This is a genomic window from Granulicella sp. L60, assembly GCF_009765825.1.
Classification (GTDB): Bacteria; Acidobacteriota; Terriglobia; order Terriglobales; family Acidobacteriaceae; genus Edaphobacter.
This window is the reverse complement of sequence record NZ_LMUR01000022.1, coordinates 734,925-750,432: the sequence shown is the minus strand read 5'-3', so window position 1 is coordinate 750,432 and position 15,508 is coordinate 734,925. Positions and strand designations below refer to the sequence as shown.

The window sequence follows — 15,508 nt, the reverse complement described above, 5'->3', positions numbered from 1 at the left end:
TCACCTGTTTTCCTTTCGACTATGCGGGCGTAGCGCCGGAACGTTTTATAGCTCACGCTTACATCTTGTCGGCTTCCTCGGACGGGGTTTCTGCCATCCATCAAAGGAAGAGGAACTATGAGATTTGAAGTACGTGAAACGATCCAGTCTACAGATATGGAGTTGGTATTGCGCGCCTTGGAGATGTGCTCCCGCGAAGTTTCCAGCGATGTGGTGCGTCATGGTGATCGGATCATGCTCCGCGGATTTGGCCCGTCGCCGCGCGCGAAAAATGTGCACGACACAACCGTATTTCGCGTGAATGCGGAGGATGACAAGACCGTCATTCAGGGTGAGGTGAACTTTCAAGCGTCGGCGCTTCTGGGGGATCAGCCGCAGGACGAGATCGTACGCTCGAAGATTGACGATCTCTTCGAATTAATGAAGGCCCAGGTCACGCTGGATACGTTGCGAACGAAGACTTATGCCGCGGCTCGGAGATCGGTTGCAGGGTCTGTTGTGGCTGAGGATGGCGAGACCTTAAATGGATCGAAGTTCTATGGCGAACAAGGTGAGGACGCAAGGGTCTCAAAACCGGCTATCGTCTCGGTAGCTCCAATAACATTGCCTGAGGCTTTGGCTGCGACTCCCGGTCCAGGATTGGCGACCGCCTTATTTGACGAGCCAGCATTAGCCCCCGCTGCTGAGCCGGAACAGATGACAGTGCAGGAAGCGACCGCTGCGCCGGAGAAGACAGCGGCCGAGAAGAAGAAGATCGATCGATCCGAAGAAAGCGTGGACGCAAAGACTAAGCCTCAGACGGCGCCAATTGCTGGAATGGGGTATGTTGCTCAGTCGAAAAAAAATCTCGAACAGGAGAAAGTCGCATCAGAAAAAGATCTCTCTTCGAAACACTCCGATCTGCAGTATCGGGTTGCCCCACCTGAACCGGTCGCTGAGCCAAAACAAAATTTCGTTCGAGACAGGATAGAGGAGCCGGCATGGGCTGCCCGAGGAAAGTGGAATGGTTTTGCAGAAGACAACGACGAGCAGGGGTATCCCTGGAAACGCTTGGCGGTATGGACCATCATCCTGGTAACTCTCTTGGGCGGTGCTTATCAAGGCCATCTCTGGTATCTCAATAATCAGGACGATGTGCGGGAGAGAATCAACGCGATCAAGGCACAGATGACTCCTTCTCGACTACTCGTTGCAACCTCTCCGATGCCTGCCTACACAACGTCGGCACCGTCCGTTGCAGCAAAGTCTCCAGCGCCTAACGTCGTAAAATCTCCTATACCTGCAGTAAGTGCTCCACAGCCTACTTCTTTGGCGCCTCCATTATCTGCTGAACCAGAACCTCCATCGCCTGATGTTGGGGCGGCGGATCCGTCTCAGGCCGGGGATGCGAAACAGAAAGCTGCTGCGCCAGCTGAGACAAATCCTGTTCCTAATCCAGACGTAGATAGCGCAAGCTCTGCGGTGGGCGCCAGCGATGTCAATGTATGGCTACAGGAGTGGGCCGCTGCGATGCGGACGCGAAATGCAAGCGCACAGGCCGCCTTCTATGCGGATTCGGTGGATCGATATCTGGATCAACGTAACGTAACGAGGGGTGTAGTTTTGCGCGATCGCGAATCGACCATTCACATGAGAAAAGGTCTGTGGACCGTGAAGATGGAAAAGATTGCAGTTATACGACAGACAGGCTCGGAGGCGGAGATTCGCCTAGTCAAACACTTCATCGATGAGTCGGAGCGATCGGAGATTATGGAGTCGTTTGTGCCAGCACGTCTGATTCTGAAAAAGGTTTGTAACACCTGGCGAATCACGTCGGAGGAAGACTTACGATAACGCCGCTATGCTCTTCGCTTCTTCGCTCCGTTTCGAGGAAGACAAGACAGAGGTGTAATTGCTCAGGGCTGGAATGGATCATCGACCGATACCGTGCCTCCAAGGACCTGCGCTTCAGCATCATCAACGACCCTAATCGCACTGCGGAAGATCGATATATCACTCATCGTCCGGAGTTATCACGATCTCGCTCGAAACTCAGTAATCATTGCCAGCCTTGTGCGCTACTCACCTGAATGGCAAGGTTAATCTTTACAGAACAGATAGCGGCATTTTGAATCAGGACTCGCGTGATTCGATGGAGTTCCTTGTCGAAAGGCTCAATATTACCGATATGAGCTGTCTTGTGAGATTGTGCGCCTGACTGTCCGTAACTTCTGTACGCGATCTGTAGGCCGCGAAAGGCTACCGACGAACAACAGCAAATATGAGCACGCCCACCCCGATCCAAAATCCAATGGCCAGAGCTAGGCCATTGACGAGTCCGGTCAACACGCGAGAATCTTCGTCTAATTCCGGTACTGGCGTAGGTTCTTGCTCAAAGGTTGGATACGGAAGTGAACCATGGGCGCTGTGGGTACGAATCCAATTGATATGCATGTTTACTCTTTTGACAGCAGACGGCTGCGGAGAGAAGAGTAGGCGCGCGATATCAAGACTCGCCATCACACAAAGGTGTTAGATGAGGACACCGGATTCTGATCTCTCAGCTCTTACTCCGAGCGTTGCTCCAAGCAGCGGGCAGGACATTTTCGTCCTTGACGACGTCTTTGCCCTTATTGACCAAAGCACTTGCGCAGGTCTGTCTACCACCCTTCGCTTTTCCCTTGCAGTAGAGCGGCGAACCATACATTTGCGGGAAGAACGAGGCGCCTGTGTCCGGAATGAGCGATTAGCGACGGCGTGCACTGCACCGGCGCAAACATGTAGTTCTCCCGATCCTTGACGAAGATGCCCGACGAATATCTATAGGAACGATCTGCAATCTCGCAATAAGACAAGCGGCCTTCAGGCGCGCAGCCGAGCTTCTCCACTTCGCGATAAAGACATTGACAGACTCTTTGAGTAAAAAGCTCGACAATCCACGCCCATTCCTTCCGTAAGGTCGCGATGAGCCGGTGATCAACTAATTAATCCTGATCACACTGCATCTCCATAACTTGGAAATCGCGCTACGAGAACTAATATTTCTATCCTCAGAAACTCCATTTTACAAATTCTAAGTCCTGCGATATGAGCAATTTGGGTTTGGTCACCTAAGTGCATCTAATCGCATCGACGCGCTCTTCTACGTTTGAACTTGTGAACTTTTTGCTCATCCTTTGAGTATTACGTGAGAGCCAATTTTGTCATGGAGTTGCCTATATGCGCCTGAGAGTTCTTCTTGGAATAGTGTCCGCTATTGGACTATTTGTGACCGGAGCAGTCGCCCAGACCGGCAGCATCACCGGTCAGGTTCTCGACGCATCCGGAGCCGTCATCCCCAACGCACAGATCACTGCCACCTCTCCTGCTACCGGCATCACCCGCACGGTCTCGAGCAGCTCCGCAGGCATCTATAACTTCGCCGCCTTGCCCCCAGCAGTTTACAACGTGTCAGCCGCCGCCTCCGGCTTTCAGGAGGAAGCTCGCAAGGACGTCATCCTCAACATCGCTGCCACACTGCCGATCAACTTCACGCTGAGCGTCTCTGGTGCGAACACCACGGTTGACGTGCAGGACGTCACTACGGCTCCCGTCGAGACTGACAGCTTCCAACTTTCCACTGTCATCGACTCGAAGCAGATCCTCTCCCTCCCCCTCATTCTGCGCGACCCTTACCAGCTCGTGCTGCTCTCCCCCGGTGTTGTAAACTCTCTCAACAATGACGGCGGCTTCGCGGTCAACGGCCAGCGCGACCGCAACAACAACTTCCTGCTTGACGGCGCCGACAACAACGATACCTCCGTCCCCGGCATCCCCGGCGGCCTTACCTCCGCCAATCCAGACTCTACCCAGGAGTTCCGCGTCATCACCAACGGCTTTGATGCCGAGTTCGGACGAAACACCGGCGCCATCATCGACGTCATCACCCGTGGCGGCACCAACCAGTTCCACGGTGACGTCTACTGGTTCGGCCGCTACAATGCTCTTGGCGCGCGCGACTTTTTTAACACCAAAGCCAACGGACCGCAGGATCCATACGTACGCAATGACGTCGGCGCCTCCATCGGCGGCCCCCTCTGGAAGGACCACACCTTCTTCTTCCTTAACGCTGAGATCCAGCGCTTCCAGACCACACGCACTGCCTCCACCGTCACCCCCACTGCCGCCTTCCGGACAGGTGTCTTCAACTATGTTGGCAGCGACGGCACCATTACCCCCGTCAACCTCACCAATCCCGCTAACCCTAACAACCTCTCTGGCCTCCCGCTCGACCCCACCATCCAGAAGATCTTTGCTATCACACCCGTCGGCCAGCAGGATCTCGGCGATGGCGCCAGCACCATCTATAACTTTCCCTCGCCCGACTCGCTCAACGACTACGCACTCACCGGCCGTTTCGACCACAAGCTGACCAACAAGCACCAGCTCACCGTTCGCTATAACTATTACCACTCCGCCGAGAGCGATCCGTACCACGACGAGAGCCTGCCCGGCTATGGCAACACCACTGTAATCGACACCGCGCACAACGGCGTCATCTCGATAGCCTCCGCACTCTCCAACAGTGCCACCAATCTCTTCCGCGCCTCCTACAACCAGAACAACAACGGCTTCTTCTGCAACCACGCCGCCTTCGACGCGCTCCTCGGCGTAGACAACTTCGGAAACGGTTTCGACGTCAACATCCCCGGCTTCTTCAACGGCAACAACTTCGGCTGCTACGACCTCGGCGACAGCAATGGCCAGGCCCGCCTCAGTTCCACTCTCCTCTTTGGAGATACCTTCACCGTCACCAAGGGACGTCACTCCATCAAGTTCGGAGGTGAATTCCGCAACGTCAAAGATTCCAGCTACGATAACTTTTTCTCCCGTGCCTCTCTCGCGCTGGACAACTACTACAACTTCGGCACCCCCGCTTACACCTTCAACGGCTCCCCCAACGATATCGAGACCTTCGAGGACTACATCTGGGGCGCGCAAGGCTCCGTCGCGAACCTCTCCGAGTACCAGTTCTTCAATGCCAACGGCACCCGCCGTGGTACCGATCTCACTCGCTTCGTGCAGCGCGAGTGGGCCACCTTTGTACAGGACACCCTTAAGGTAACGCCCCGCTTCACCCTCATCGCCGGCCTGCGTTACGCCTTCAACGGCGTTCCTTTTGAGCGTGACGCGAACTTCTCAAACTTTTACGGCAATGCCTCGGTCGCCACACCTCCCGGCGGATTCGTCTTCACCCAAGTTGGCCCTGGTACCGGCCATCAACTCTTCAAAGATAACTGGAACATGTGGGAGCCGCGCGTGGGCTTCGCCTACGACGTCAATGGCGACGGCAAAACCGCCATCCGGGGCGGCTTCGGCATATTCCATGACCGCATCTTCGACAACCTCTTCGGCAACGCCAAGTCCAACCCGCCCTTCCAAGCCTCACTCAACGCCTTTTACCAGCCGAATACCCCCGGATCATTCACGGTCTCGAACGTACAACTTCCCGGCAACCTGACCCCATCAGCCTCCATTACCGATGGAGATTTTCTGGAGCCCGTCGTCATTGACCCGAATCTCAAAATGCCAACCAGCTACAGCTGGAACATTGGCATCCAACGCCAGATCAACGCACGCCTCACAGGCGAAATCAACTACGTCGGCAGCCACTCCCTCCACGCCCTGCGTGAGATTGACGGCGCACCGCCGCAGCCGAATCTCGTTCAGGCGGACATTGCAGCAGGCATTGACCCCGCCGCCCTCACCAACACCAACCTCTACACCGGTGGTACCGACGTAAACGGAAACACTTTCAACCCTGCCGTCAACAACACTGCTTTCTACCACGAACTCTTTCAGACCTCCATCGTCGACGGCAACTACAACTCTCTTCAGGCGACTATAAAGGGTCAAGCCGCCGGCGCCGTCGTAACCGCCAGCTACACCTATGCACACTCGCTGGATAATGGCAGCGACCCGCTCACGCCCGGCGCCGGTAATAGCGGCCTGCCACGAAACAGCTTCGATCTCAGCCCCGAGTACGGAAACTCCGACTTCGACGTCCGTCATCGCGCCACCATCGCCGTCGTCTACGACCTGCCAGTCGGCATCGGCTCCGCCCACCTCAACCAGGGCATCGTCGGCCACCTCCTCGAAGGCATCCAGATCTCCGGCATTGAGACCGCTCAGACCGGCGAGCCATTCGATCTTCGCGGCACCGTAGATAACCTTCACACCAGCGTCAACAACCGTCCCGAGCAAATCGGCCCAGCCTATCCCTCCGGCCGCGGCAGTAAGGTCTCAGGCGGCGTCTTAGTAGGCCCCAATGTCGCATCTTTTACCAACGCCCCTTTCGACGAGAACGTCGCCATCCACCGCAACAAGTTCTTCGGTCCCGGCTACGTCGATACCGATGCGGTCTTCCAGAAAACCCAGACCATCTTCGAGCAAGCCAAACTGGTCTTCCGAGTCGAAAGTTACAACCTCCTCAATCACCCCAACTTCGTAACGCCAGGCAACTCCGGCCTATCAACCGGTACGATCACTCTCGGATCCCCTCTCTTTGGTCTCACCACCGCACAGGTCGGCCAGAATGACGGCACCACAGGCGCCCGCCAGATCCAGGCCGCCCTCAAGGTTGTCTTCTAACTCCAACAGAGTCTGTCGGCGACACACATCGCCGACAGATTGGAGGCCATTTCCGCCAATGAAGCGTTCCGATGTTGGCGCGGAAGACGACAGGTCATTAACCATGCACTCCGACCAACTGCAACTCTAGCCAGATCCAACAGCGAAGAGCCCGACCGCCCCACTCGAGCTCCGAGGCAAGCCCGCGAACTCGAGGTCTTGCAGTGCTCGCTAAGCGAGTAGGAATATTGATAGCGCACAGGCTGGAATTTATACACGTGCCCCTTGTGTTTAGCTGCGGTAGTTTATGTATATAGAACGCCTCAGGCGATCTAAGCTATCGCTTCAAGCAGGTTCCACCTCACAAAGATAAGTCGCCTCGAAGACGATGTTCTTGATCGTATCGGGTGGAACGGCTAATCCTTTGCAGCTCGATGCAGGCTGGCTGGAGGTAATGAATTACGGTCGACGGACGAAGGATCGTCGATCGGACCGCATCGAAGCTCTTTCCCACCTCCAGCAGATCCGCAGCACTCCTTACAATTTCGAATGGCCCAAGCCGATCCATACGCATTGATGGTACAGATGATGCTTCCGTTAGCTCGCTCATCCGATTGCTGTGCGAACGGGATATCTTCCCTGAAGATCAGGCTGATAACCTGGCGGAAGGCACGGTTACCCAAGTGGTCTTTCCGATGGCTCCGCATTCCTTACCAACAATCTTCCGCGACTCACCTGCAGTGGCGCTGACGAATGCAGGGAAAGCGCAATAAACTTTCGATTGCGAAAAAAGAAGCTCTCCTCAAGCAGGCAACGTCTGAGATGCTCGAGGCCGGAGCAGACTTTGCCGCAGAGGATCTTTCTGCCTGCGACCCTCTCTTAACGGAAATCCAAGTCAGGTTAGAAGACAGAGTATTTCGCAACAATATTTCACTTTAGCTGTAGGGATTAATAGATAGAGGACCGATCTGGCTCGGCGGCGGCAATGGAGACTGTCACGTCGGAGTCGGACGATGCATGACTCTCGAGCACCGACAGATCCTAGTCCCCTGCCGGTGCTTTTCGAGTACTTGAATGAGGTCGATGCGGAGCGCTGGGCAACGACATCAAGGGTGCGGCGAAGATCACCAGTGTTAGTGGGTGGCCATGTTGTGAGTGCGGAGGTATGCAGCGAGTTCTGCGGGAAGGTTGGTCTGGATACCAGCGGCTCCGAGGTCGATGGCCTTCTGCCATGCTTCGGGGTTGTCGGCGTCGCCGAGGCGATCAACGTAGATCTTTGCGTTGGCCTGGGTGGCACAGGCGATGACGGGGTCTTTGAAGTCGTTGGCGTCGAAGGCGAGGACCTGAAGCTGCATGGCGCGGACGAAGAGTTTGCAGACGTCGGGGCTAAGGGCTTCGGGCATGACTTTGAGGGTGGGGCGGATCTTGCGGACTTCGTAGAGGAAGAAGGGATTGCCGTAGATGACGACATGGTCCTGCATGTCATGCTTCACGATGGTGTCGACCAGTTGCTGAGGGTCGGCGTACTTGGTGTCGACGTAGACGTTGATCTTGCCGTGGGCAAGGTCGAAGGCTTCGTCTAGGGTGGGGACTTTGGTTCCGGCGAAGGCCGGGGCGAATTTGGCTCCGGCGTCGAGGGCGCGAATCTCGTCGAAGGTGTGCTTGTAGACTTCGCCGGTGCCGTTCGTGGTGCGGTCGAGGGTGTTGTCGTGCATGATGACGAACTTGCCGTCGGAGGTGGTGCGGACGTCGAGCTCGAAGTAGTCGGCGCCTGCGTCGATGGCTGCCTGGAAGGCGGGCATGGTGTTTTCGGGGTGGTGGAGGTGTTCGCCGCGATGGGAGATCACCTTGATGGTTTTACTGTCTTCCTTCGGGGTCCATGCTGTCTGGGCGAAGGCTACGCTGCCTGCGAGGGTGGAGCCGATGAGGAGCTTCAGGATTGAGCTATGCATTTTTTTCCTTTTTGTTACTTTTTAAGTGCCTTTTTATTCGTTGGAATATCTGTGTCGTTGCGTCGCTTTTAGAACCTGAGGCGACCGATGAGGAGCAACATGCGCGGGTCCTGAGCGCCTGTGACTGTACCGAAGGTTTTCATGTTGGTGAGGGATGTCCCAAGACCGGAGAACTGCGGATGGTTGAAGGCGTTATGCGCGTCGGCGCGGAAGGAGAAGGTAGCCTTCTCCCACAGTGGTATCTCGCGTGCGAGGCTAAGGTCCCAGACGTTCTGGCCGGGACCGTAGAGCGATGCGCGGGGTGCGTTGCCAAGAGTGTCTGAAGGGGTAGTGGTAAAGGCTGCGGTGTTGAACCATTTCTCAACCGTGCGCGAGCCATGGGCGATGGTGGGGTTGCCTACCTTGGTGGCGTACTGGCCGCCAGAGAAGATGTTGAGGCCATCTCCCTGTGAGACGTTGTAGGGATAACCGACCTGGAACTGAGCTACAGTACTGACCTTCCAGTGTCCGATGACCTGAGAGACGACGGGGGTATGGGGGAGGAATCTCCCACCCGCTCCGACGGGCAGAGCGTAGACGGCGGAGAGGGAGAAACGTTGAGGGATGTTCGTCATCGCCGTTCCCCACTGGGCGTGGAGGTTGTAGTAGTTCTGGACGAATACGGCATCGGCGCGTGACGGACCGTCGACATCGTCCAGAGTGTGAGCCCAGGTGTAGGCGGCACGCACGGAGATCCCATTGCTCCAGCGGTGAGTGAGGGTTGCGAGCAGAGCAGCGTACGCGGATGCGCCACCGTTGGCGAGAGATGTGATTGTGAGGAACTGAGGATAGGGGCGAAGACTCTGAGCGTTGCTTACGCCGAGACAGCAGCCAGGTGCGGGAGCGATCTGGTTGATGGGCACCTCAATAGGCAGATGCACACCGTGATTGCCTTCGTAGTCAATCTCGCCAATCCAGTTGTGGCTGAGATCCTGCTGGATGCCAAGCTGCCACTCCTGCAGGTAGGGGAGAACGGCGTGTTGCGGCAACTGTGTGACGCTTGATGAAGGCTTGGTGAGGCTGGTGGGGATCAACGGCTGACCGTTTGCGCCGACGTTGGGAGAGTAAGCGGGAACGCCCTGCGAGAGTTCGTAGGCGGGAGTAACTCCGTCGGAGCTCTGGAAGGTTGCGTTGACGGTAGAGGCGGAGGTGAGGCCAGTGGTGCCGTAGCCGATGCTGGGCAACTGGTAGATTCCGTAACCGCCGCGGAGTACGGTGTTACGGAAGGCGTGGTAGTTGAAGCCTACGCGTGGCAGGATGCCGGTGTAGATGTTGGGAATGAGGCTGCGAGGAGCGCCGTCGAACCCTGCAAACTGGATTCCACCCTGCTTGCCGGTGGTGGGATCGATGACGTTGGGGTTGAAGGTGTACATGTTGTCGTGCTTTTCGGAGAAGGGTCCGTCGAACTCATAACGCAGACCGATGTTGATGGTGAGGTTGGTGAAGATTCTGTAGTCGTCCTGTACGTAGCCTGCGAAATAGTTCAGATTTTCGTGGAAGATGGTGTTGGTCGTGTTGATCGTTGTGGTGGCGGGCAGACCGAGGAGCAGGTCGGCGAGACCGACGCCGGTCTGTCCGGGCACAGCAGTAAACATGCCGGTGAAGTTGTAGCTACCGGCGAGGACGCCGGGCGTGTAGTAGCTGTAGGCGTATCGCATGAACTCACCGCCGATAGAGAGGGTGTGGCGATCAACCTGCATGACCATTGCATCATTCAGGATGTAGTGACCATCCCTCGTTCTGGCGAAAGAGCCTGCACCAAAGCTGGCATATTCCGTGGTCTTGACAGTTGGGAACTGGGTGAGAGGAACGCCCTGCAGACCGAGAGCGCTTGCGTTGGCTGGCAACGGCGAGCTGAAATTCTCTTCGGAGACGTAGCCCAAGCGAGCTTCGTTGGAGATGCGAGGCGAGAAGATGTGGCTCCAGGAGACCTCGTAGTGATCGTCGGTCCAGCCGTTGAAGGCGGAGGTGTTGGCAGCGTTGGGAATGTCGATGGTGGGCTGATTTCTTGGCCCGTCGCGGGAGAACTTTGCCCAGATGTGATCGTAGTCGGAGTAGTTGTAGTCGATACGGCTAGCATTATAGAGGTAGCTGCTGACGGATACGGGATTGGAACAGTAGTTGTTGTTGTCGAGATTGCAGTTGGGCTGGGGGAAGAAGGAGGCGATGTTGAGGCCGACTTGATCGAGCCGCGATTTGGGAATGATGTTGCCGGGGAATGGGGTGCGAACGGTGGTTTTGCCGACGACCTTGGTGGTGAGAGGATCATAGATGATGGCAGTGGGGCCGCCTTCGGGTGATGGGCCGGAAAAGTCTCCGTTCAGCTCGGCTGCGGTGGGGACAACGGTATTGAAGGGGGAGTTGGCGTGAGTGAGGGTGTCTTCCCAGTCAGTAAAGAAATAGAGGCGATGCTTGCGGCCATCGAAGAGCTTGGGGATGAGGACAGGACCGCCGATCGATCCGCCGAAGTAGTGGAAGGAGGATGGGCTAATAACAGTTCCGGGTGCGGTGAAATAACCCAGCGCAGTGAGGGCCTGGGAGTTGTAGGACTCAAACGCGCTGCCGTGGAATCTCTCGGTGCCTGATTTGGTAGTGGTGAGGATGGCGCCCCCACCGCTCTGTCCGTACTGAGCGGAAAAAGGAGCGGTGAGGACCTGGAGCTCCTCGGTGGAGTCAGGGGTGGGGATGAGGCCGTAGGTGCCGTCGACGCCCATGTTGCTGGGAAGCCCGTCGATGATGATGGGATTGGAGGCGGGACGGCCGCCGCCGAGGGAAAGATTGTTGACGTTGGAGTAGTCCTGGCTGGTGCTGGAGGCTCCGGCGAAGGTTTTGGTAATGAGAAACTCGTTTGCGCCTTTGGTGCCCGTCTCCTCGGGAAGGTCGATGAGCTCCTGGGTGCTGAGTTCGCCGCCGACCTGGGGGTTGTTGTCGTTGAGGGCGCTGGCGGCGCCGGAGACAGTAACAATCTCGGAGGTCGTTCCGAGTTTGAGGGAACCGTCGACGATTTGCTCCTGATTGAGGACGATGTTGAGTTCGTCGGTGACGAACTGGGCGAAGCCGTCTTTCTCGAAGCGGACGGTGTAACCAGCAGGCTTAAGGAAGGAGACGCGATAGGCACCAGCCTTGTTGGTGACAGTTTTATACTCAGTGGTGGTGCCGTTCTCATGCACGGTGACGGCGACCGACTGCAGGACTGCGCCGCTGGGATCTTTGACGACGCCGCTGATTGAGCCGTAGAAAGTCTGGGCGTGGAGATGGCTGGCCGGAATGAGGAGAGCGAACAGCAAGGCCAGAGCCGGGAGGAAAAGTTTGCCGCTACCATGGAATCGGCGGACGACGGCGGATCGCAGACCGATAACGACGGGAGAAACGGGTGCAGGCACGGTAGGGACGGAACAAATCATGGAAACTCCGGAGTTGGCGTTCTGAGTGGATGCTGTAAGCGGCGACTGCTCCATGTGCGTGGAGACAGACTCAGTGATGTCTATTGCAATGAGGACAATCTAACAAGATCATGTTAATAGTGGACAAATAATGATCGTTTTATGAAAAAAAATTACATTTATAGCTTGCTGATATTCTTCTGATGGCCAGCTGCTATGGGGAATTCTGTTTGAGATCACTCCATAGGACTGAAAACTCCATAAATAAGCAACTAATTGAAATCTGACATGGACAATGATGAGTGAGATAACCGAACGTTCTAGACTTGATGCGATTGTTCAGATGTTAAAAATAAACACGTCCGCGACAATCGGAGAGATTGCGGAAACTTGTCATGTGTCGCAGATGACGATTCGGCGGGATCTGCAGAAGCTAGTGGAAGCGGGCCAGGTGATTCGCATTCCCGGTGGGGCGCGGATTGAGCACTGGCGCGGGGCTGAGCGGAGCTTCTTCGAGAGGCTTCAGAAGATGTCGCATGCGAAGAGGAGTATAGGGAGTGCGGCTTCGGCGCTGGTGAAAGATGGCGAGTCGGTAGTTTTGGATTCCGGAACTACAACGCTGTATGTGGCAAGAGAACTACGGGCGAGGCGAAATGTGGTGGTCTTTACGTTTTCGCTGGCAGTGCTGGAGGAGCTGACATCGGCGGAGGATATTCGCGTCGAGCTGACGGGTGGGGTATATCGTTCGAGCAGCCACGACCTGATCGGGCATGCGGTGGCGAAGAGTTTGACTTCGATCTATGCGGATACGGTGATCTTTGGCGCTGCGGCGATCTCGTTTACGCGCGGGGTGATGGTGCACGATCCCGATGCTCAGCATGAGTTGTTGCAGGCCGGAAAACGACGAGTGCTGGCGGTGGACAGCAGCAAGATCGGGACGGAGGCTACATATCGGCTGTGCGGAATTGAAGACTGCGACCTGATTCTGACGGATAAGGGGATTTCGGATGAGGATCTTGCCCGGTTGAGACGAATTACCGAGGTGCAGGTAGCAGAATGAGCGTGAATATTAACGCTCATTAGACAGCAATTCGGTAGCCTGTGAAGGAGAATGTTATCTCCCATTAAGAACCAGCCGGACATGAGCACCTTTGAAGATGGGATCGCAGCGGCTGTCGCCGCGTATGGTTTTTTTGCGCCGGAGAGGCTAGTGTGGGCGGCTCGAGCTCCAGGCCGGCTAGATGTGATGGGGGGAAATGTCGACTATACCGGCGGCATGGTCCTGCAGGGTCTGCTCCGCGAGGCGATATGGGTGGCGGCTCAAAGGCGGACGGATGATGTGGTTCGTATTCTCAATCCTGGGGCTGCGGAGTTTGGCTGGGAGACAAGGTTTGAAGCTCAGGCGAGTGAGCTGCGGGATCCAGAGAGTGTGCGTGCGCTTTGCGCAGTGAAAGAGGGTTCGCGCTGGGGCTGCTATGTGCTGGGTGCGGCCCATTTTCTGAAGAGATTTCATGGGTGCGATAACCGAGGTGGACTCGATTTGTTTATCGGGTCGGATCTTCCGCCGAATAAAGGTGTGAGCTCTTCGGCGGCGCTGGGGGTTGCGGCGTTGAAGGCTGCGTCTGCTGCGTGGGACGTGTCGCTTGACGGTGTTGCGCTGGCTACTGCCGGGCAGTGGGTAGAGAATGTTGTGGCAGGCGCAGCGTGCGGGATTATGGACCAGGCGGCGATTGTGTTGGGAAAGGAAAACCATCTGCTACCGATGCTGTGCCAGCCGTGCACGCCGTTCGCACCGATGACGCTGCCAGCGGGAGTTCGCATCTGGGGGATAGATTCGATGGCTCCGCGTGCGACGACTGGAGAAACTTACGAGGTAGCGAGGGCGGCAGCGTTTATGGGATACAAGCTGATCTGTCAGCGGGATGGGATCGACATCACTCGCGAAGAGAATGCTGAGATCCCGCGCTGGACCGATGCACGATGGAATGGATATCTATCGAACCTGGCGCCTTCGGAGTTTCGCGCGCGGTACGAGCACTGGTTGCCGGAGTCTATCCGCGGCGAGGAGTTTCTGGCGCGTGCCGGGCAGCATGTCGATCCGTTCACGAAGATTGAGTCCGATATCGAATATCCGATTCGTGCAACAGTGCGTTATGCCGTGGAGGAAAATCTTCGCGTGCGAATGGTGCGAACGCTGCTCGAAGCAGCCGTGCGGAGTGGATCGGACAATTCGTTGCGTCTGGTCGGCGAGATCCTCTGCCAGTCACACGTTGCCTATGGAGAGTGCGGCCTGGGGAGCACGGCGTGCGATGAGCTGGTATCGCGTGCGATGAAGGCGGGCTTTGCAGGAGCGAAGATGACTGGGGGCGGAGGAGGCGGAGTGGTGGCAATTCTCGGTCGCGCTGAGGAGGAGCGTAACGTCTATGCAATCGCTGACGAGTACGGAGCGGAGTGCGGCGCAATGCCACATATCTTCGAGGGCAGCTCTTCGGGCGTCAATGCCTTTGGGGTTCGGACATTGCACCCTGGCACCTTTGATCGAACGTTGATGCGAGGTATGCAGTAGTGAGTTCGACGCGAAACAGACGTCTGGCCTCAGCGGTTCTTCTGCTGGTGACTGCGAATCTGCTGTGGGCTGGACAGGGGGTTGCGGTAAAGCTTCTGGCTGGTGGCGCTGGTCCGCTGGCGACCGCACTGCTTCCGCTCTATCTCGTCACTATTCTGGGTTTGGGAATCCTGACGATTCGCGGAGGCATCCGAGAAAAGTTCAAAACCGCGTGGGAGTTTCGTCGCGAGTTCTTCTTGGCTGGAACCTGTGGGCAGCTGATGGCGCAAGTGGGGATGACGCTGGGTGTGAGCTGGTCAACAGCTTCAGATGGAGCCATACTCAGCCTGCTAATTCCCATCTTTGGCGCGCTTATTGCTGTATGGCTTTTGCGCGAGCGCCTTTCTGCGCTCCGTGTGGGCGCGCTGCTGCTTGGACTAGCCGGAGTATCTCTGCTGTCTCCGCTGCATGAGTTTGCCAGAGTGGGCAACCCAACCCATGAGCTTGCCGGGAACCTTCTGATCACGACCGGGTGCCTTGGGTCTGCCTTTTACAACGTTTATTCGAAGCGTCTGCTGGATTATTTTTCAGGGATCGAGACCCTGTTCTTCAGCTATCTATCGACAACCGCCTTCAGCCTGCCGGTACTATTTGTTCTGGAGCCGCATTGTCTGAGCAGGCTTGCTCACCTCACGCTGACGCAATGGGGCACGTTTGGGTATCTTGCCATCTTTCTTTACGGAGTGTCGATGGTGCTGTTTTTAAAGGCGCTGGCGACGGTCGACGTGGTCATTGCATCGGCGTCGCTGTATCTGATGCCGCTGTTCGGAGTGGCTCTCGCGTTTAGCATCCTTGGCGAACGCCTTGCTCCGAGAGCGATCCTGGGGTCGGCGATTGTGCTGATTGCGACTCTGATGCTGTTTCGCTTCGACTACGCCTTCTGATTTGCACTCCAGAACATAGACCAGCTCACGTTGTAACATAATCACATTGTTAATATT

The 15,508-nt window shown here is 56.4% G+C and carries 8 protein-coding genes; 6 read left to right on the top strand and 2 right to left on the bottom strand.

The window, feature by feature from the left end; genetic code table 11:
• The first annotated feature begins 117 nt into the window (after positions 1-117).
• From GSQ82_RS24105 to GSQ82_RS24095, 3 genes are all read left to right on the top strand, one after another.
• Entirely contained in the window at positions 118-1,833 is a 1,716-nt protein-coding gene (locus tag GSQ82_RS24105; RefSeq protein WP_158794787.1) for a hypothetical protein, read from the top strand.
• Between the two features lie 1,365 nt (positions 1,834-3,198).
• Positions 3,199-6,609 (top strand): TonB-dependent receptor, encoded by a 3,411-nt coding sequence (locus GSQ82_RS24100; RefSeq protein ID WP_158794786.1) that lies wholly within the window; start codon positions 3,199-3,201, stop codon positions 6,607-6,609.
• A 732-nt stretch (positions 6,610-7,341) separates the two neighbouring features.
• Positions 7,342-7,527 carry a hypothetical protein gene (locus tag GSQ82_RS24095; protein ID WP_158794785.1) on the top strand — a complete coding sequence of 62 codons (186 nt, stop codon included), beginning with the start codon at positions 7,342-7,344 and terminating at the stop codon, positions 7,525-7,527.
• 194 nt (positions 7,528-7,721) lie between these two features.
• Here GSQ82_RS24095 and GSQ82_RS24090 read toward each other — a convergent pair whose 3' ends face one another.
• Both GSQ82_RS24090 and GSQ82_RS24085 read right to left on the bottom strand, forming a co-directional pair.
• Positions 7,722-8,540 carry a glycerophosphodiester phosphodiesterase family protein gene (locus GSQ82_RS24090; protein WP_158794784.1) on the bottom strand — a complete coding sequence of 273 codons (819 nt, stop codon included), beginning with the start codon at positions 8,538-8,540 and terminating at the stop codon, positions 7,722-7,724.
• Between the two features lie 68 nt (positions 8,541-8,608).
• Positions 8,609-11,983 carry a TonB-dependent receptor gene (locus tag GSQ82_RS24085; RefSeq protein ID WP_158794783.1) on the bottom strand — a complete coding sequence of 1,125 codons (3,375 nt, stop codon included), beginning with the start codon at positions 11,981-11,983 and terminating at the stop codon, positions 8,609-8,611.
• A gap of 274 nt (positions 11,984-12,257) precedes the next feature.
• On the opposite strand from GSQ82_RS24085, the gene GSQ82_RS24080 reads away from it, so the two are divergent.
• From GSQ82_RS24080 to GSQ82_RS24070, 3 genes are all read left to right on the top strand, one after another.
• The gene (locus tag GSQ82_RS24080; protein ID WP_371417265.1) at positions 12,258-13,022 is read left to right on the top strand and encodes a DeoR/GlpR family DNA-binding transcription regulator; all 765 of its coding nucleotides are present in this window, start codon (positions 12,258-12,260) and stop codon (positions 13,020-13,022) included.
• Between the two features lie 81 nt (positions 13,023-13,103).
• A complete protein-coding gene (locus GSQ82_RS24075; protein WP_158794782.1) occupies positions 13,104-14,528 on the top strand; it encodes a galactokinase family protein in 1,425 nt (474 codons plus the stop codon).
• Positions 14,528-15,451: a DMT family transporter gene (locus tag GSQ82_RS24070; protein WP_158794781.1), complete on the top strand. Its 924-nt coding sequence runs from the start codon at positions 14,528-14,530 to the stop codon at positions 15,449-15,451. Before GSQ82_RS24075 ends, GSQ82_RS24070 begins: the two co-directional genes overlap by 1 nt.
• Positions 15,452-15,508: the final 57 nt, after the last annotated feature.

What these genes read in the sequence shown, in the direction of transcription:
- GSQ82_RS24100 (WP_158794786.1), top strand. Translation starts at nt 3,199, where the DNA reads ATGCGCCTGAGAGTTCTTCTTGGAATAGTGTCCGCTATTGGACTATTT.
- GSQ82_RS24095 (WP_158794785.1), top strand. Translation starts at nt 7,342, where the DNA reads ATGCAGGGAAAGCGCAATAAACTTTCGATTGCGAAAAAAGAAGCTCTC.
- GSQ82_RS24080 (WP_371417265.1), top strand. Translation starts at nt 12,258, where the DNA reads ATGATGAGTGAGATAACCGAACGTTCTAGACTTGATGCGATTGTTCAG.
- GSQ82_RS24085 (WP_158794783.1), bottom strand. Translation starts at nt 11,983, where the DNA reads ATGATTTGTTCCGTCCCTACCGTGCCTGCACCCGTTTCTCCCGTCGTT.
- GSQ82_RS24105 (WP_158794787.1), top strand. Translation starts at nt 118, where the DNA reads ATGAGATTTGAAGTACGTGAAACGATCCAGTCTACAGATATGGAGTTG.
- GSQ82_RS24075 (WP_158794782.1), top strand. Translation starts at nt 13,104, where the DNA reads ATGAGCACCTTTGAAGATGGGATCGCAGCGGCTGTCGCCGCGTATGGT.
- GSQ82_RS24090 (WP_158794784.1), bottom strand. Translation starts at nt 8,540, where the DNA reads ATGCATAGCTCAATCCTGAAGCTCCTCATCGGCTCCACCCTCGCAGGC.